Below are 16,908 nucleotides of genomic sequence, written 5' to 3' on the forward strand. Positions count from 1 at the left end.
GTCGGCCGGGCCCTCCTGCCGAGGGTCGGACAGCCCCAGTCGCCTGCCCGACGCCCCGTGGATGTCCGGCTCCGCGGGCGCCTCGAGGTCCCCGTGGGCCTCCGGCTCCTCGCTCGTAGCCGACACCGCGCGCGGACCCGACGCCCCGAGGGCGTCCCCCGCGTTCACGGCCGTACCCGGGGCCGCAGGTCCGCGAACCGGCGGTCGCCGATCCCGTTGACCTCGCGGAGTTCGTCCACGGACCGGAAGCCCCCGTGCTGTGTGCGGTAGTCCACGATGTGCTGGGCGAGAACGGGGCCGACACCCGGAAGCCCCTCCAGCTGTTCCGCCGTCGCGGTGTTCAGGCTCACCGGTCCGCTCCCACTCCCCTCGGCGGCGGGACCAGCCACGCCGGGAGCCGGGGACGCGGCCGGCGGGACGCCCACCACGATCTGCTCGCCGTCCATGAGCACCCGGGCCCGGTTGAGCCCCGCCAGATCTGCTCCCGGCCGTGCCCCGCCCGCTGCTGTCAGCGCGTCGTCCACCCGCGACCCGGCGGGCAGCCTGCGCAACCCCGGGTTCCGCACCTTCCCGCTGACGTCCACCACGATCTGCCCGCCCGGACCGGCGGCGGGCCCGGGAGACGGCTCGGGCCGCGCCCTGCCCTCCGGCTCCGGGTCCGTCTCCGGCGTGGGCGCGTGCACCGCCTCACCGACCATGTCAGGAGCCCGGACACCCTCCGGCCGGGCGGACCAGAAGTGCATCCCGGCGAACACGGCGCCCGCGACCAGGATCACGGCGAGCGCGGCAAGCGTCTTCGGCTCCAGGCCGCATCGGAGCTGCACCCACATCGGCAGCCGCTCTCGCACCGCGAACACGGCCGCCGCCCACCGCCCCACGGGTTCGGCGCTCGCCCCAGGTGCCGCGCTCGCCACAGGCGGCACGCTCACCACAGGCGCCACGTCCGAAGGAGGCGCCTCCCCCGCCCCGTCCGCCGCAACCGGCACCCCGGCAGCGGGCACCCCGGCCCCCCACCGCGCGACGCGCCCCCCGGACCCGCCCGCCATCAGCGCGTCGGCTCTGCTGCGCGCCGCTGCGGCCACCTCCGAGCGGGCCAAAGCCCGGCGCCGGCGGCCCGGTCCTGGGCGCGCCGTTCGTCGCATGCGTCCGTCGGAATCCGGGGCGCGGCCGGGGCCGGCACCCGCTCCGCCGGGTCCGCTGGTTACACGATGTGATCGGGAAGCCATGGGTCAGGACGCTAGGCAGTCCTGCGCAATCCCGCTGAGCCCCGGCTATTTCCGTGGAAAACGGTCCCCTTGTGTATAACTCAGCCACTCCGAAGAGTGACGCACCCCCAGCGCCGAGCCCCCAGCGCCGTGTCCACCCAGCCCTGTGTCCACCCAGCCCTGTGTCCACCCAGCCCTGTGTCCGCCCAGCACCGCGTCCGCCGGGCGGCAGGTGCTTCAGCGGGGTGAGACCACTGCTCCCAGCAGCCCCGGCCCGGTGTGCGCGCCGATCACCGCGCCGACCTCGCTGACGTGCAGGTCCACGAGCCCGGGCACGCGTTCCCGCAGCCGCTCGGCCAGCCGGTCCGCCCGCTCGGACGCCGCGAGGTGGTGCACCGCGATGTCCACGGGCCCGCTGCCCGCGCGTTCGGCGACGATCTCCTCCAGCCGCGCGATCGCCTTCGAGGCCGTCCGCACCTTCTCCAGCAGCTCGATCCGGCCGCCGTCGAGCTGGAGCAGGGGCTTGACCGCGAGGGCCGAGCCGAGCAGGGCCTGCGCGGCGCCGATCCGGCCGCCCCGGCGCAGGTAGTCCAGGGTGTCGACGTAGAAATAGGCGGAGGTGCCCGAGGCGCGCTTTTCGGCCGCCGCCACCGCCTCGTCCAGGCTGCCGCCCGCCCCGGCCGTCTCGGCGGCGGACAGCGCGCAGAAGCCGAGGGCCATCGCGACCATGCCCGTGTCCACCACGCGCACCGGCACCGGGGCGTCCTTCGCCGCGAGGACCGCCGCGTCGTACGTACCGGAGAACTCCGCCGACAGATGGAGCGAGACGATGCCGCTCGCACCGGCCTCCGCGACGGCCCGGTAGGTGGCGGCGAAGACTTCGGGGCTGGGCCGCGACGTGGTCACGGAACGACGTTTCTGCAGGGCCAGAGCCAGCGAACGGGCCGAGATCTCGGTGCCCTCCTCCAGTGCCTGATCGCCCAACACCACCGTCAGCGGCACCGCCGTGATGCCGTGCCGCCGCATCGCGTCGGGCGGCAGGTAGGCCGTGGAATCGGTGACGATCGCGACATGGCGGGACATGCCCCGGAGGTTACCCGCAGGGGGACGGAGTAGGCAGTCCGACCCCGCGCGTGTGATCAGTCACGGTCGCTTCGCATCGCATCCTGCCACCCTCGGTCACCGGTGATCGCCCCGTCCCCCGCGCGTCCCGGCCGCCGGGCGTTCACGGTCAGTTGGTGGTCTCGGGCCGGGTCGTCTTCTGCCACGGGTAGGCGGTGCTCCGCCGGGGGTCGCGGGCGGTGAGGGCCTCGGGCGGCTTCCGGCGGCCCCCTTCCGGCGCGTCGGACGACGGCCGGTGGTCCGCCGCCGATCGGTGGTCCGCGGCCGGCGCGTCCGCCTCGCCGCCCCACTCCGGCGAGGGACCCGGCGCCTCATCGACCGTGGTCCAGTGCCGCAGCGCCCCCGCCTCCACGTCGATCTGCGCGTTCAACGCCGACAGCTCGTCGTCGGCGAACTTGCGGGCCCGGTCCCGGGCGGCCCAGCGCAGCGAGTCGGCGGAACGGGTGATCTGCGCGGTGCGCTCCTTGAGGCCCGGCAGGCGCGAGGCCACCGTCGCCTTGTCGGGCTCGCGCTCCAGCGCCTTCAGCTCCGCGTCCAGCTCGTGGCCGTGAGCGCTGAGCCGGTCGAACAGGCCCAGGGACTCCGACAGCGACGCGTCCTCGGCCACCCCCGCCCGCAGGGCGTCCTGAGTGGCGCGCATCGACGTGCGCAGCGAGAGGCGCAGCTGCGCCAGCTCACCGCCGACGCCCAGCTGCCCGTAGCTCTTGGCCCGCAGGGTGGTGTCCTCGACGGTCCGGCGCGCCTGCGTGATCGTGCGGTCCACGCCGCGCCTGGCCGCCCCGACGACCTTGACCGTCGCGTAGACGCCCAGGGCCATGAAGGCGACGACGAGCAGCCCCAGGATCAGGATCACGGCTTCCATGAGCGCCCCTCGGATGGTGTGACGGCCTCCGGTACAGGTACACCGGTCCTCTCCACCGTAAACGGAACGGGCAGGTTGGGGGTTCCATCGGAACCCCCAACCTGCCCGTAGGGGAAAGCCCTCACCCGCGGCCGCGACTACGCGGGAACGATGTTCACCAGCTTCGGCGCGCGGACGATGACCTTGCGGATGCCCGCGTCGCCCAGCGCGGCGACGACGGCAGGATCGGCCAGGGCCAGGGCCTCCAGCTCGGCGTCGGTGATCGACGGGGAGATCTCCAGGCGTGCCTTGACCTTGCCCTTCACCTGAACCACGCAGGTCACGGTCTCGTCCACCACGTACGCCGGGTCGGCCACCGGGAAGTCCTGGTGCACGACCGACTCCGTGTGGCCCAGCCGGTGCCACAGCTCCTCGGCGATGTGCGGGGCCAGCGGCGCCACCAGCAGCACCAGGGCCTCGGCGACCGGGCGGGGCAGCGGACCGCCCGCCTTGGTCAGGTGGTTGTTCAGCTCGGTGACCTTGGCGATCGCCGTGTTGAAGCGCATGCCGGCCATGTCGCCGCCGACGCCGTCGATGGCCTTGTGCAGCGCGCGCAGCGTGTCCTCGCCGGGCTCGGAGTCGACCACGGTGACCTCCCCGGTCTCCTCGTCGACGATGTTGCGCCACAGCCGCTGCAGCAGCCGGTACTGGCCGACGACCGCACGCGTGTCCCACGGCCGGGACACGTCCAGGGGGCCCATGGCCATCTCGTACAGGCGCAGTGTGTCCGCGCCGAACTCGGCGCAGATCTCGTCCGGCGTGACGGCGTTCTTCAGGGACTTGCCCATCTTGCCCAGGACGCGGGAGACCTTCTCGCCCTGGTGGTAGAACGCCCCGTCGCGCTCCTCGACCTCGGCCGCCGGGACCGCGATGCCGCGGCTGTCCCGGTAGACGAACGCCTGGATCATGCCCTGGTTGTACAGCTTGTGGAAGGGCTCGGCGGAGGAGACGTGGCCCAGGTCGTGCAGCACCTTGGACCAGAAGCGGGCGTACAGCAGGTGCAGCACGGCGTGCTCGGCGCCGCCCACGTACAGGTCGACGCCCCCGGTCGGCTGCCCCTCGCGCGGGCCCATCCAGTACTCCTCGATCGCCGGGTCGACCAGCTTCTCGGAGTTGGTCGGGTCCAGGTAGCGCAGCTCGTACCAGCAGGAACCGGCCCAGTTGGGCATGGTGTTGGTCTCGCGGCGGTACTTCCGCGGACCGGACCCGTCGCCCAGGTCCAGCGTGACGTCGACCCATTCGGCGTTGCGCGACAGCGGGGTCTCGGGCTGCGTGTCGGCGTCGTCCGGGTCGAAGGTGCGCGGCGAGTAGTCGTCGACCTCGGGCAGTTCCAGCGGCAGCATCGACTCGGGCAGCGGGTGGGCGATGCCCTCCTCGTCGTACACGATCGGGAAGGGCTCGCCCCAGTAGCGCTGGCGGCTGAACAGCCAGTCGCGCAGCCGGAAGTTGACGGTGCCCTCGCCGACGCCGTGCTCCTTCAGCCACTCGGTGATGCGGGCCTTGGCGTCGGCGACGCCCAGACCGTTCAGCGAGATCTCGTCGTTGGCGGAGTTGACCAGCTTCGCGTCGTACGAGGCGAAGGCGTCCTCCCACGTCGAGGCGTCGGTGCCGCGGTCGTCCGACGGCTCGACCACGCAGCGCATCGGCAGCTCGAAGGCGCGCGCGAACGCGAAGTCGCGCGCGTCGTGCGCCGGTACGGCCATGATCGCGCCGGTGCCGTAGCCCATCAGGACGTAGTCGGCGATGAAGACGGGGATCCGCTCGCCGCTGACGGGGTTGGTGGCGTACGCGCCGGTGAAGACACCGGTCTTGTCCTTGGCCTCGGCCTGCCGCTCGACGTCCGACTTCGAGGCGGCCTGCTTGCGGTACGCGGTGACCGCCTCGGCCGGAGAGGCGTGGCCGCCCGTCCAGACCGGGTGGGTGCCCTCGGGCCAGGCGGCGGGAATGATCCGCTCGACCAGCTCGTGCTCCGGTGCCAGCACCATGTAGGTGGCGCCGAACAGGGTGTCCTGGCGGGTGGTGAAGACGGTGACGCTGCCCGCGCCGTCGACCGGGAAGTCGACCCGCGCGCCCTCGGAGCGGCCGATCCAGTTGCGCTGCTGCAGCTTGATCGCCTCGGGCCAGTCCAGCCCGTCCAGGTCGTTCAGCAGCCGGTCGGCGTAGGCGGTGATGCGCATGTTCCACTGGCGCAGCTTCGCCTTGAAGACGGGGAAGTTCCCGCGCTCGGAGCGGCCGTCGGCGGTGACCTCCTCGTTGGCCAGGACGGTGCCCAGGCCGGGCGACCAGTTGACCGGCGCGTCGGACGCGTAGGCCAGCCGGTACTCGCCCAGGACGTCGGCGCGCTCGGCGGCGCTCAGCGCGGACCAGTCACGGCCGTCAGGGGTGGCGCGCTCGCCGCTCTCGAACTGGGCGACCAGCTCGGCGATGGGCCGGGCGCGGTCCGCCTCGGTGTCGTACCAGGAGTTGAAGATCTGCAGGAAGATCCACTGGGTCCACTTGTAGTACTCGGACTCGATCGTGGCGAACGAGCGGCGCTTGTCGTGGCCCAGGCCCAGCCGGCGCAGCTGCGCCGTCATGTTCTCGATGTTGGCCTCGGTGGAGACCCGCGGGTGCGTGCCGGTCTGCACGGCGTACTGCTCGGCGGGCAGGCCGAAGGCGTCGAAGCCCAGAGTGTGCAGGACGTTGTGCCCGGTCATCCGCTGGTGGCGGGCGAAGACGTCGGTGGCGATGTAGCCCAGCGGGTGGCCGACGTGCAGTCCCGCGCCCGAGGGGTACGGGAACATGTCCATGATGAACTTCTTGGGCCGGGCGGCCAGCTCCGGATCGCCCGCCAGGTCACCGGTCGGGTTGGGCGCCTCGTACGTGCCCTCGGCGTCCCAGAAGTCCTGCCAGCGTGCCTCGATGTCGGCGGCCATCGCTGCCGTGTAGCGGTGCGGCGCAGCGGCGTCCGCTGCGGTATTCGTCTCGCTCATGATCCTCAAAGCTCCATCGATCGTCATCTGCCGGCATCCACGTCTACGGACACACGTCCTTGGAAACGAAAAATCCCCTCGCACAGGAGGGGACGCCGCGCTGATGCCGACCAGGCGTTCTCACCGGTCGGGACTGATCAGCGCGGCTCGCTAAGCAGAAGGGCTACGGCACGCATGGCGTCAGGGTACCGCACCGAGCCGGCCCCCCACCGGGCCATGGCCGCCGACCGGCCCCCGCACGCGGAACGGCGGGCCATCCGATTCGGATGGCCCGCCGTTCCTTCTTCACTGTGGAGCTAAGGAGAATTGAACTCCTGACCTCTTGCATGCCATGCAAGCGCTCTACCAACTGAGCTATAGCCCCTCGTCGCGCCGCCCGGTCTCCCTGGCGACATCGAGAACAGTACCGGTCACCCGGGCCGTCCACCAAATCGATTCCCCTCCGTCCGGTTCTCACCCGCCGGAGGAGGGGAAGCGGTCAGGCCGTGGCGAAGGAGTAGAAGCGCTTGAGGGTGCAGTGCTCCTCCAGGAGCCGGCCGTAGATCGGCTCCCCTTCGAGCTCCCGGTAGGTCTCGATGGGGTCGCCTTTTATGATCAGCGCCCGCGCGCATTCCTCGCACCAGTACTGATAGTCCGCGTTGACCGGGTCCATGTCCCTGACGATGGGCGTACCGCTGCCGCACCAGTCGCACTTCCGCCTGTGTGCACCCATGGCTCAGCTCCGGCCCCGGCGGAAGAAACGCGACTGCGGGACCTCGTGGCGGCTCCCAGGCATCGCGCACACCCTCCCGTTCGGTCCGTCGCCCCCTCCGGCGGTCCGATTCTGCCATGACCCCGCAAGGGGGTCAGCCGACCGCCGTTCCCGCCCGCCGCCGTCGTGCGAGCCCCGCCACGGCCCCCGCGCACGCCACGGCGGCCAGGGACAGCTCGCAGACCCACAGCGCGTGCCCCGACCCCTGCGGCCCCGGCGTACCGAGGCGGTTGAGATAGAGAGTGCCGATGGCGGCGACGCCGATGACCTGCCCGAGCTGGGTCACCGTCACCAGCACACCGCTGGCGTCGGCGGCGTCCTGCGGCCGTACGTCCGCCAGGGCGCCCGCGAGGTTGGGGCTGAACGCGAGAGCCATACCCACGCCGATGAGCACGAAACCCGCGTACAGGGCGACGCTCCCGCCGCCCCCGCCCCGCAGTGCGAGCCCGGTCGACGCCTCACCGGCGGCCAGTACCGCGAACCCGCCGGGCACCAGGTGCCGCTGGAGCCGGGCCGGCCACCGCCGCCAGGTCAGCCCGGCCGTGCCGAAGGCCACCGCGGTCGGCGCGCACATCAGCCCCGCGTGCAGCGCCGAGTACCCGAGGCCGCCCTGGAGGTGCAGGGTCAGCGTGAAGAGGAAGCCCGCGTTGGCGGCCATCACCAGCAGGAGGCGCGCCGACGCCACCGCGATTCCGGGCAACCGGAGCACTCGGGGCGCGATCAGGGGCGCACCGCCGCGCGCGGCGAGCCGTGTCTCGTACGCCACGAAGCCGGCGAGGACCACCGCGCAGGCGAGCAGGCAGGCCCACGTCCAGTCCGGCCAGCCCAGCTCCTGACCGAGCACCAGCGGCACGGTCAGCAGCGTGACGGCCACCGCCAGGAGCACGAGGCCCACCGGATCGAACCCGCGCGCCCGCGCCTCCCCGCGGGCCACCCCGGTACGCGGTTCCCCGGGCAGCACACGCGTGCCGATCACCAGCAGGACGAGCCCGATCGGGACGTTGACCAGGAACACGGGCCGCCAGCCCGCCCCGAACAGGTCGACGCTCACCAGCACCCCGCCCACGACCTGCCCGGCGGCCGCGCCCGTGGCCAGCACGGCACTGTAGGCACCGATCGCGCGCACCCGCGCCGCCCCGGTGAAGTGCTGCTGGATCAGGCTGAGCACCTGCGGGATCATCACCGCCGCGCCCGCCCCCTGGATCACCCGGAAGGCGATCAGCTGCCCCGAGTCCGCGGCCAGTCCGCAGGCGAGCGAGGCCGCGGTGAAGACGGCGAGCCCGGCCAGATGCGCCCGGCCGTGGCCGAACACGCCGCCGAGCCGGGCGCCGGCGACGAGGAGGACGGCGTACGAGATGGTGTAACCGGCCACTACCAGCTGCAACTGGGCTCCGGACGAGCCGAGTTCGGAACGGATCGTCGGCGCGGCGACATTCACGATGAAGATGTCGAGCATGGCCATGAACTGGGCCGTCAGCACGACGGCGAGCAGTCGGGCAGGGGCCTTGTCAGTGGTGGAGGTTCTACTGGTGACGGAGCGTGATGCCGTCGTCTCGGATGTCGCGGTCATGGGCTCCAGGCTGGTGCCGTACGCATACGGGTAACGAGAGCCCGCTGATGCTGGTACTGGCAGCACCTGGCAACAGCCGGGCGCAGCACCGAGGATGGGGGGCGTGACGACGGTGACGGCACAGCAGCGCACGCGGCGGAGCGGACCGGCGACGGACAGGCGGCCGGAGCTCGCCGCCTTCCTGCGCGGCCGCCGGGCCCGGGTGACCCCGGCCGACGTGGGCATGGCCCCCGGCTTAAGACGGCGTACGCCGGGGCTGCGCCGTGAGGAGGTCGCCCAGCTCTCCGGAGTCGGTGTGACCTGGTACACCTGGCTGGAGCAGGGCCGCCCGATCAACGCCTCCCCGCAGGTCCTGGACGCGGTGGCGAGGACGCTGCGACTGGACCCGCCGGAGCGCGAGCACCTGTACGAACTGGCGGGTGTCGCCTTCCTGCCAGGGCGGGGGTGCGACACCTTCGAGGTCGGCGAGGAGATCCAGGGCATCATCGACGCGCTCGACCCGCTGCCCGCAGCCGTCTACAACGCGCGCTACGACGTACTGGCGACCAACCCGGGGTACCGCGACATCTTCGCCCTCCCCGCCATGCGGGGCACCAAGGTCCCCAACGCGTTGTGGTCGCTGTTCACGGCATCGGAGGAGGACTGTCCGATCGTTCACCGCTCCCAGGAGCTGCCCCTGATGGCAGCGACCCTGCGCAGCGGCTACGGACGCCATGTGGGCGAGCCCGCGTGGGAGACGTTCATCGCGGCGCTGTCGGAGGCCAGCCCCTACTTCGCGCGGCTGTGGCGCAGCGGGGACGTCGTCCCGCCGGGGCGGCGCGTGAAGACCTTCCGGCACTGGGCGGTGGCCGGTGAGATACGGATGACCTCGGTGTCTCTGACCATCAACGGACTGCCCGAGTGCCGGATCGTCACGTACACCCCGGCAGACGAGGAGAGCCGGGCGCTGCTCGGCGCGCTGCGGGCACACTGCCGGGGCGGTGGGGACCGTTGACCACACATGCGGAAATCCCGCCCCCTGACGGGGACGGGATTTCCGATTGTGGAGCTAAGGAGAATTGAACTCCTGACCTCTTGCATGCCATGCAAGCGCTCTACCAACTGAGCTATAGCCCCGCTGTCCGCTGTGTTTCCCTGCGCTTCCGCGCTGCGAACAAGAAGAACTTTAGCCTGTGACCAGCCGGAAAGTGAAATCCGGCCCCCGCCGCCCCGAGGGGCGGCCGGATCAGGTGTCGTCCCCGAGCACCGGTTCCGGCAGGGTGCCGGCGTTGTGCTCCAGCAGCCGCCAGCCGCGGGCGCCCTCGCCGAGCACCGACCAGCAGCAGTTGGTCAGCCCGCCGAGCCCTTCCCAGTGGTGCGCCTCCAGGCCCAGCAGCCGGCCGATGGTGGTCCGGATGGTGCCACCGTGGCTCACGACGACCAGCGTGCCGCCGTCGGGCAGCTTCTCGGCCTGCCCGAGAACCACCGGGGCGGCCCGGTCGGCGACCTCGGTCTCCAGCTCGCCGCCGCCGCGCCGCACGGGCTCGCCGCGCTTCCACGCGGCGTACTGCTCGCCGTACCGCTCCACGATCTCCTCGTGGGTCAGGCCCTGCCAGGCACCCGCGTAGGTTTCACGCAGACCCGCGTCGTGCACCACGTCGAGCCCGGTGATCGCGGCGAGCTCGGCGGCCGTGGCCGCGGCCCGCCGCAGGTCGGAGGCCACGATCGCGTCCGGCTTCAGCGAGGCGAGCAGCCGGGCGGCCCGGCGTGCCTGCGCGACGCCGGTCTCGGTCAGCTCGATGTCCGTGGAACCCTGGAAGCGGCGTTCCAGATTCCATGCCGTCTGGCCGTGCCGCCAGAGGACGATCCTGCGGCCCCTGCCGCTCCTGCTGCCGTTCAGCTCTGCTCACCTTCCGTACCGCCGTTGAGCTGCGCGTGCTCGGCGGCCTTGCCGCGGGTCTTCACGGCGTCCTCGGGCAGGTCGAGCTCGGGGCAGTCCTTCCACAGGCGCTCCAGCGCGTAGAAGACGCGCTCCTCGCTGTGCTGGACGTGGATGACGATGTCGACGTAGTCGAGGAGGATCCACCGGGCGTCGCGGTCGCCCTCGCGGCGGACCGGCTTGGCGCCGAGCTCCTTCTGCAGCCGCTCCTCGATCTCGTCGACGATCGACTTGACCTGGCGGTCGTTGGGGGCCGAGGCCAGCAGGAAGGCGTCGGTGATCGACAGCACGTCGCTGACGTCGTAGGCGATGATGTCGTGCGCGAGCCGGTCGGCGGCCGCCTGGGCGGCGGCGTTGATGAGCTCGATGGAGCGGTCAGTGGCGGTCACAAGCAGGCTTTCGTCGTCGGTCGGATAGACCTCTAGGGTCTCACGGGGAACCGCCCGCCCACACAGCCGTATTCCGTGGCCCGCCCACGGGCCGCCCGGGGAGGCCCGGGCCGTTCGGCTCCGGACCTCCCGCGGCCTCCGCGCCTACTTGGCCTTGTAGTCCTGGCCCAGGAGGACGGACACGTCCGCGTTCCCGGCCGGCTTGCCCTTCTCGACCGAGGTCGCCGGCAGCCCGAGGGTCTTGGCGACCTCGGTCGCCTTCTCCTTGTCGGCCGCTTCGGCGTAGACCACCTGCGAGGAGGCGACCGCGTCGGCCTTCCCGCTGTTGACGAAGGCGAAACCGCCGTTGACCAGCTTGCCCCGGGCGGACTCGGTGGAGCCGGTGTCACCGGTGGCGTTCCTGATCCCGACCCGGATCACCCCGTCGGCCGACGGCGCCTTGACCGTGCCGCCGAGGATGTCCTTGACCACGCTCTCGGTGGCCGCGTCGGTGAGGGTGCCGTCGTCCTGCACCGGCAGCAGTGCCGTCTTGTAGTCGCCGACCTTGGCGTGCTCGGCCAGCTTCGCCAGCGAGGCGCCGAGGTCCTTCTCGGGCAGCGACGGGTCGAGGATCTGGGCCAGCGTCTGGACGGTGACCGTGGCTGCCTGCGGGTCGTCGGACATCTTGCGCAGCACCCCGCGTACGACCTGCCCGAACCGCATCAGCTGCTTGGCCTCGGCCTCACCGGGCCCGCGGTACGTGGCGTAGGCGACGGCCATCTGGCCGCTGAGGGTCTGCGCCTCGCCCTTCTTCACCAGGTCGCCGGAGCCCTTCTTGGCGCCCGGCACGGCGGTGTCGGTGTCGACCTCGATGTTGCCGACGAGGTCGACCAGGTTCTCCAGGTAGGGCGTGTCGAGCCGCCAGGTCCCGCTGATGTCGGTGCCGAGCAGGGTGTCCAGGGACTCCCGGGTCCCGGACGTGCCGTCGTCCTCGACCGACTTGCCGAGCGTGGTGGTGCTGCCGTCCTCGTCGGAGACGGCGAGGGAGTTGGGGAGCAGGACCGTGGTGCCCTGTTTGGTGGTGACGTTGTCGACGAGCAGGGCGGTGGACGTGCCGCCGGACGTGGTGTTGTGGAGGTGGACCACGATGACGTCCCGGCGCTGGGGACCGGTCGTCGCGGTGTTCTCCTTCTCGCCGCCGGACATCCCGGGGAGCTTGTCCGCCGACCACAGGTAACCGACGCCGCCGAGGACGGCCAGGACCCCGACGACGATCAGCGCGACGATCCGGTTGCGGCCCTTGCGGCGCGCCTCCTCGCGGCGCTCGCTGCGGCTCTCGGTGAACTTGAGCCAGTCGATGACGTCTTCGGAGTCCTCGTCGGGCTCCTCGATGAAGGCGAACTGCTCGGTGCGGTAGTCCTCGCCACCGCGGCGCTGCCCGGGCACGGCCGCCTCCGGCGCCGGACGCGGCTCGGGCTCACGGGGCGGGGCAGGCGGGGCGGACGCGGGGGCGGCGGCCTGCTGCGGGAGGCCCCACTGCTGGGTCGTGTCGACCGCGGCGGGCTGCTGCGCGGTGTCGTGCGCGGGCTGCTGCTGCCCGGTGTCGTACCCGTACCGGTCGTAGCCGTAGTCCTGCTGCGGTGCCTGCTGGGGCTGGGCCGCGTAGGGGTCGTACGGCTGCTGCGGCGGGGCGGAGGGCTGCTGCTGGGCGTACGGGTCGTAGCCGTAGCCCTGCCCGCCGCCCTGGGGCGCCTGGCCTCCGTACGGGTCCGGCTGCTGCTGCGCGTACGGGTCGTACTGCTGCTGCCCCGGCTGCTGGTACACCGGCTGCCCGTACTCGTCGTAGCCGATGATCTGCGGCTGCTGGTAGTACGGGTCGTACGGGTTCTGTCGGTCGTTCACCGGTGCCCCTTTCCGTGGCTCACTCGCCGCGGTACAGCTGGCGCTTGTCGATGTAGCGGACCACACCGTCGGGCACGAGATACCAGACCGGTTCGCCCTGGGCCACCCTCGCGCGGCAGTCCGTCGAGGAGATCGCGAGCGCGGGGACCTCCACCAGGGAGACGCCCCCCTTCGGCAGCCCGTCGTCCGTGAGGAGGTGCCCCGGCCGGGTCACGCCGATGAAATGGGAGAGGGAGAACAGCTCGTCGGCGTTGCGCCAGGTGAGGATCTGGGCGAGCGCGTCGGCACCGGTGATGAAGAAGAGGTCCGCGTCGCCGTGGAACTCACGCAGGTCCCGCAGCGTGTCGATCGTGTACGTGGGGCCCTTGCGGTCGATGTCGCTCCGGCTGACCGAGAACTGCGGGTTGGACGCCGTCGCGATGACCGTCATCAGATAACGGTCCTCCGCCGGGGACACGTGCTTGTGGCTCTTCTGCCACGGCTCCCCGGTCGGTACGAAGATCACCTCGTCGAGGTGGAACTGGGCGGCCACTTCACTGGCCGCCACCAGGTGTCCATGATGGATCGGGTCAAACGTCCCGCCCATCACGCCGAGTCGGCGTTTTACGCGGCCGGTAGGCACTTCCTGCTCTCCCATGCGTGCAGAGCCTACTGGCACAGCTGTACGCCCCGGTCTCAGCGGTCGCGGTTGAAGCGCGTGGTGATCCACAGAAGGAGGAGAAGCACGACAAAGGCACCGCCACCGGTGAGGTAGGGGCTGAGGCTTTCGTGATTGCCACCGTGCTCGCCCTCGGCGGCGACGGTGACCAGCTGGTGTGCGGTGCTCGTGAGGCTCATCTTCGGCAGGACCTATCGATCGGGAGTCGGGGGAAGACGTCGCGGACATCGTATGCGGGTGCCCCGGGCACGCTCACGCCGACTCAGTCGTTGTCGTCGTCGTTGCGGTATCCGCGGAGCAGGAACCAGGCCAGCAGTGCGGCTCCCAGCAGGGAGGCGACCAGCACGATGCGGATCGTGTTGCCCGGCCCCTGGTCCCCGGACGCGGCGGCGAACAGAGCAACGGTGTGCGGCATGTCGGGCGTCTCCTCAGTTATCCACAGCCCCCCGCACACCGTAGCCCCAGCACCTAGGCTGGGCGGCGTCAGGGGGGCGAGCGACGTCTCGTACGAACACAGGGGGCCCAGGTCATGACCAGCAGCAGCCACGAGAGCCAGGACCGCGTACCGAGCAGGCAGCGCAAGCGTTTCCCGGGGATCTCCTCCCGGGCCTACGAGCACCCCGCGGACCGCTCCGCGCTGGTCGCGCTGCGCAAGCTCAGCGGCTTCGACACCGTCTTCAAGGCGCTGAGCGGACTGCTGCCCGAGCGCAGCCTGCGCCTCCTCTTCCTGTCGGACTCCGTCCGGGTGAGCGACGCCCAGTTCGCGCACCTCAACGACATGCTCCGCGACGCCTGTTACATCCTGGACCTGGAGAAGGTCCCGCCGATGTACGTCAACCAGGACCCCAAGCCCAACGCCATGTGCATCGGGCTGGACGAGCCGATCATCGTGGTGACCACGGGCCTGGTCGAACTGCTGGACGAGGAGGAGATGCGGGCGGTCATCGGCCACGAGGTCGGGCACGCCCTGTCGGGTCACGCGGTGTACCGCACGATCCTCCTCTTCCTCACCAGCCTGGCGCTCAAGGTCGCCTGGATCCCGCTGGGCAACGTCGCGATCATGGCGATCGTGACGGCGCTGCGCGAGTGGTTCCGCAAGTCGGAGCTGTCGGCGGACCGCGCCGGGCTGCTGGTCGGCCAGGACATACAGGCGTCGATGCGCGGCCTGATGAAGATCGCCGGCGGCAACCACCTGCACGAGATGAACGTGGACGCGTTCCTGGCCCAGGCCGACGAGTACGAGAAGTCCGGGGACCTGCGCGACTCGGTGCTCAAGATCCTCAACGTGCTGCCCCGCTCACACCCGTTCACCACGGTCCGCGCCGCCGAGCTGAAGAAGTGGTCGGAGACCCGCGACTACCAGCGGATCATGGACGGCCACTACCCGCGCCGGGACGAGGACAAGGACACGTCGGTGACGGACTCGTTCAAGGAGTCCGCCTCGCATTACGCCGAATCGGTGCGCAACAGCAAGGATCCGCTGATGAAGCTCGTCGGCGACATAGCGGGCGGCGCCGGGGACCTGGGCGGCAAGCTCCGCGACAAGTTCACCGGCGGGGGCGGCGCCAAGGACGGTGCTACGGGCGGCTCCGCGCGGCCGTCGGGGACGGAGCGGACGGAGGGCCCTGAGGGCTCGCAGGGGCCTTCGGCGGAAGGGAGCTGACCTCCAGCGTCCCGCAGAGCGCGGCGACGGGCCGGCCCGTGGCGTACGGGTCGGTGCCCGCCGGCCCGCGCGAGACCGCCCGCTGGCCGGCGAGCAGCGGCCGCAGGGCTCCCGAGGCGTCGGCCGGGCAGGACTGCGGGCCCGCTTGGAGGTAGCTGGTCTGCACCTCCAGCCGGTGCAGCCTCAGGTCCTCCCGGTCGAACCGGAAGCGCATCTCCCGCCGCACGGTGAAGAGGGAGGCTCCGCCCTTCGGCTGAGGACCCGACACGGCGGGCCGCAGGGCGTACGTGAAGGTGTGGTCCGAGACCACCTCCAGGGCGTCGGAGCCCGTCTGGGTGTAGCGCAGGGTGCCGCGGACCCGGACCTCGGGGTCCGGGGTCGCCTCGGCCGGGTCGAAGCGGACGAGCCAGCCGGTCGCGGCGTGCTGCCCGTCGTCGTAGGGCTCGTCGACACTGCGGTCGAACTGCTCCATCTGGTCCGGGTCGAGCAGCGCTTCCACGGGGCGCACGGCGTTCCCGCTGAGTACGTCGGGGTCGAGCGAGGAGGCGACCAGGTAGTCCTTGACGGTGGCCAGGGCGGCGCTCACCTCGCTCTCCGAGAAGTCGGCGGTGTGCCGGGCGGGCGGCGGGTTGATGCCGTCCCCGCCCTTCGCGTAGTGGGCGGCGGGGCTGCCGGCGAAGAGAGCGGCGGGGGTGCCCGCTGGGACGGCGCCGCGCGGGGCGAGCGGGACGAGGGTCATCCGCAGCGATTCGGGCTTCCGGGCGGCGGCCGGAGTCTCGTAGGGGTGGCTCAGGCCCATGAAGACGGCCGTGCCGAAGGCCAGGGCGATGAGGATCATCAGGGCGAGGGCGATCCGGGAGCCGCTGCGGTAGGCCCGCCCGGGCAGACTGCGGACGGCGCGGGCGTGCCGGCCCATGCGTTCCTGGGCGGAGAATTCCTGCAGCCGGGCCGCCCGCACGAAGGACTCGTCGAAGACGAGTGAGCCGTACTCGTCGTCCGGGCCGTGCGCGCCGTTCTCCGCCGGGCCGTCGGGTGGATCTCCGCGGTGTGCCATGACTTCTCCCGACTCCGTGAGAAGTCCCCTCTTCGGGCGGAGGAGGGGTCATACCTTCAGGGTGGGTCGAACACGACGACGGTAAACGCGGTGACGCCCGGCAACCACCGGGGAGTTCCCATGGACCGCCGGACGGAGGACGGGGCCGTCCGGGCGAGGCGCGTGGGGGTCAGGGGGTGCGCGGGACGGCGGAGACCATCGGGCGGGAGTGGTCGTCCGCGTCCGAGGGGGCGGACCCGGGCCCGGGGCCCGGCGCGCTGTCCACGCCGGTGGAGGCCGGTGGCGGGACCTGGCCCTGCCGGTCCCCCGAGCTGTTGCGGTAGACGGCGCTGAAGGCCAGGGCGACCATGCCGACGCCCATCAGGACGGCCAGCAGCCAGGCGACCGGCCGGTGCCAGCGGGCGGCCCCCCGGTACGGGCGCAGCGCGCCGCCGTGGCGTCCGTAGGGGCCGTGCTCGTGGAAGTCGTCGCCGTCGAGCGGGTCGTAGCCGCCCGGGCCGCCGTAGCCGCCCGGGCCGTGGCCCTCGTCGTACAGCTCGTCGTCGAAGGGGCCGCCGCGGGCACCGGCGTGCCGGGTGTCGGCCTCCGCGCGCGCCTCGGCCGCCGCCAGCAGCCGCTCGACGGCGGTCGGTTCGTGGAACTCGGCGGCCCGTACGAAGTCCTCGTCGAACACCACGGAGGCGAAGTCCTCGTCCGCGCCCCCGCGGTCGTCGTCGGGCTCCCAGCCGTTCGGGTACGGCCTGCCCCCCGCGTCGTCCGCCACGGTTTCAGACTAGCCCCGGCGGACCGCTTTGGGCAGGGAGACGGCGCATTCTCCCGTCAAC

16 protein-coding genes and 2 tRNA genes are annotated in these 16,908 nt (G+C 71.8%); 2 read left to right on the plus strand and 16 right to left on the minus strand.

The features are described 5' to 3' along the window. Window positions 1-164: 164 nt before the first annotated feature. The 7 genes from G3I41_RS37305 to G3I41_RS34570 all read right to left on the minus strand — a co-directional run bounded on the left by G3I41_RS37305 (window position 165) and on the right by G3I41_RS34570 (window position 8,521). The gene (locus tag G3I41_RS37305) at window positions 165-857 is read right to left on the minus strand and encodes a helix-hairpin-helix domain-containing protein (protein ID WP_343242282.1); all 693 of its coding nucleotides are present in this window, start codon (window positions 855-857) and stop codon (window positions 165-167) included. Window positions 858-1,442: 585 nt separating this feature from the next. After that, window positions 1,443-2,288 (minus strand): DegV family protein, encoded by an 846-nt coding sequence (locus G3I41_RS34545; protein WP_164404462.1) that lies wholly within the window; start codon window positions 2,286-2,288, stop codon window positions 1,443-1,445. 148 nt (window positions 2,289-2,436) lie between these two features. Next, on the minus strand, window positions 2,437-3,189 hold the full coding sequence (locus G3I41_RS34550) for a hypothetical protein (RefSeq protein ID WP_164404463.1): 753 nt from the start codon (window positions 3,187-3,189) through the stop codon (window positions 2,437-2,439). A 137-nt stretch (window positions 3,190-3,326) separates the two neighbouring features. Then, window positions 3,327-6,200, minus strand: a complete 2,874-nt coding sequence (leuS, locus tag G3I41_RS34555) for a leucine--tRNA ligase (protein WP_164404464.1) — start codon at window positions 6,198-6,200, stop codon at window positions 3,327-3,329. Window positions 6,201-6,491: 291 nt separating this feature from the next. Then, window positions 6,492-6,564 (minus strand) — tRNA-Ala (locus G3I41_RS34560). Between the two features lie 114 nt (window positions 6,565-6,678). Beyond that, a complete protein-coding gene (locus G3I41_RS34565; protein WP_018103228.1) occupies window positions 6,679-6,912 on the minus strand; it encodes a hypothetical protein in 234 nt (77 codons plus the stop codon). Window positions 6,913-7,045: 133 nt separating this feature from the next. Next, window positions 7,046-8,521 (minus strand): MFS transporter, encoded by a 1,476-nt coding sequence (locus G3I41_RS34570; RefSeq protein ID WP_275408473.1) that lies wholly within the window; start codon window positions 8,519-8,521, stop codon window positions 7,046-7,048. 103 nt (window positions 8,522-8,624) lie between these two features. On the opposite strand from G3I41_RS34570, the gene G3I41_RS34575 reads away from it, so the two are divergent. Next, window positions 8,625-9,515 carry a helix-turn-helix transcriptional regulator gene (locus tag G3I41_RS34575; protein ID WP_164404466.1) on the plus strand — a complete coding sequence of 297 codons (891 nt, stop codon included), beginning with the start codon at window positions 8,625-8,627 and terminating at the stop codon, window positions 9,513-9,515. A 49-nt stretch (window positions 9,516-9,564) separates the two neighbouring features. On the opposite strand, the gene G3I41_RS34580 is transcribed toward G3I41_RS34575, so the two are convergent. The 7 genes from G3I41_RS34580 to G3I41_RS36600 all read right to left on the minus strand — a co-directional run bounded on the left by G3I41_RS34580 (window position 9,565) and on the right by G3I41_RS36600 (window position 13,782). Next, window positions 9,565-9,637 (minus strand) — tRNA-Ala (locus G3I41_RS34580). Between the two features lie 109 nt (window positions 9,638-9,746). Continuing rightward, window positions 9,747-10,400 (minus strand): histidine phosphatase family protein, encoded by a 654-nt coding sequence (locus G3I41_RS34585; protein WP_164404489.1) that lies wholly within the window; start codon window positions 10,398-10,400, stop codon window positions 9,747-9,749. Beyond that, entirely contained in the window at window positions 10,397-10,828 is a 432-nt protein-coding gene (rsfS, locus tag G3I41_RS34590) for a ribosome silencing factor (RefSeq protein WP_018103223.1), read from the minus strand. Before rsfS ends, G3I41_RS34585 begins: the two co-directional genes overlap by 4 nt. 144 nt (window positions 10,829-10,972) lie before the next feature. Beyond that, window positions 10,973-12,709 carry a LytR C-terminal domain-containing protein gene (locus tag G3I41_RS34595; RefSeq protein WP_164404467.1) on the minus strand — a complete coding sequence of 579 codons (1,737 nt, stop codon included), beginning with the start codon at window positions 12,707-12,709 and terminating at the stop codon, window positions 10,973-10,975. A gap of 19 nt (window positions 12,710-12,728) precedes the next feature. Further along, window positions 12,729-13,346: a nicotinate-nucleotide adenylyltransferase gene (gene nadD, locus G3I41_RS34600; RefSeq protein ID WP_164404468.1), complete on the minus strand. Its 618-nt coding sequence runs from the start codon at window positions 13,344-13,346 to the stop codon at window positions 12,729-12,731. Window positions 13,347-13,384: 38 nt separating this feature from the next. Next, window positions 13,385-13,546, minus strand: a complete 162-nt coding sequence (locus G3I41_RS36595) for a hypothetical protein (protein WP_018518201.1) — start codon at window positions 13,544-13,546, stop codon at window positions 13,385-13,387. 83 nt (window positions 13,547-13,629) lie between these two features. Continuing rightward, window positions 13,630-13,782, minus strand: a complete 153-nt coding sequence (locus G3I41_RS36600) for a hypothetical protein (RefSeq protein ID WP_203602078.1) — start codon at window positions 13,780-13,782, stop codon at window positions 13,630-13,632. Between the two features lie 114 nt (window positions 13,783-13,896). On the opposite strand from G3I41_RS36600, the gene G3I41_RS34605 reads away from it, so the two are divergent. Continuing rightward, the gene (locus G3I41_RS34605) at window positions 13,897-15,030 is read left to right on the plus strand and encodes a M48 family metallopeptidase (RefSeq protein WP_164404469.1); all 1,134 of its coding nucleotides are present in this window, start codon (window positions 13,897-13,899) and stop codon (window positions 15,028-15,030) included. Here the strand turns inward: G3I41_RS34605 and G3I41_RS34610 are convergent. Together G3I41_RS34610 and G3I41_RS34615 are read right to left on the minus strand one after the other, a co-directional pair. Further along, on the minus strand, window positions 14,945-16,084 hold the full coding sequence (locus G3I41_RS34610) for a hypothetical protein (RefSeq protein ID WP_164404470.1): 1,140 nt from the start codon (window positions 16,082-16,084) through the stop codon (window positions 14,945-14,947). The genes G3I41_RS34605 and G3I41_RS34610 overlap by 86 nt on opposite strands. Window positions 16,085-16,253: 169 nt before the next feature. Beyond that, complete coding sequence (locus G3I41_RS34615) at window positions 16,254-16,847, minus strand: hypothetical protein (RefSeq protein WP_164404471.1); 594 nt, start codon at window positions 16,845-16,847, stop codon at window positions 16,254-16,256. Between the last annotated feature and the right edge of the window lie 61 nt (window positions 16,848-16,908).

Origin of the sequence: Streptomyces sp. SID9727, from assembly GCF_010550605.1 — a bacterium.
Lineage (GTDB): Bacteria > Actinomycetota > Actinomycetes > Streptomycetales > Streptomycetaceae > Streptomyces.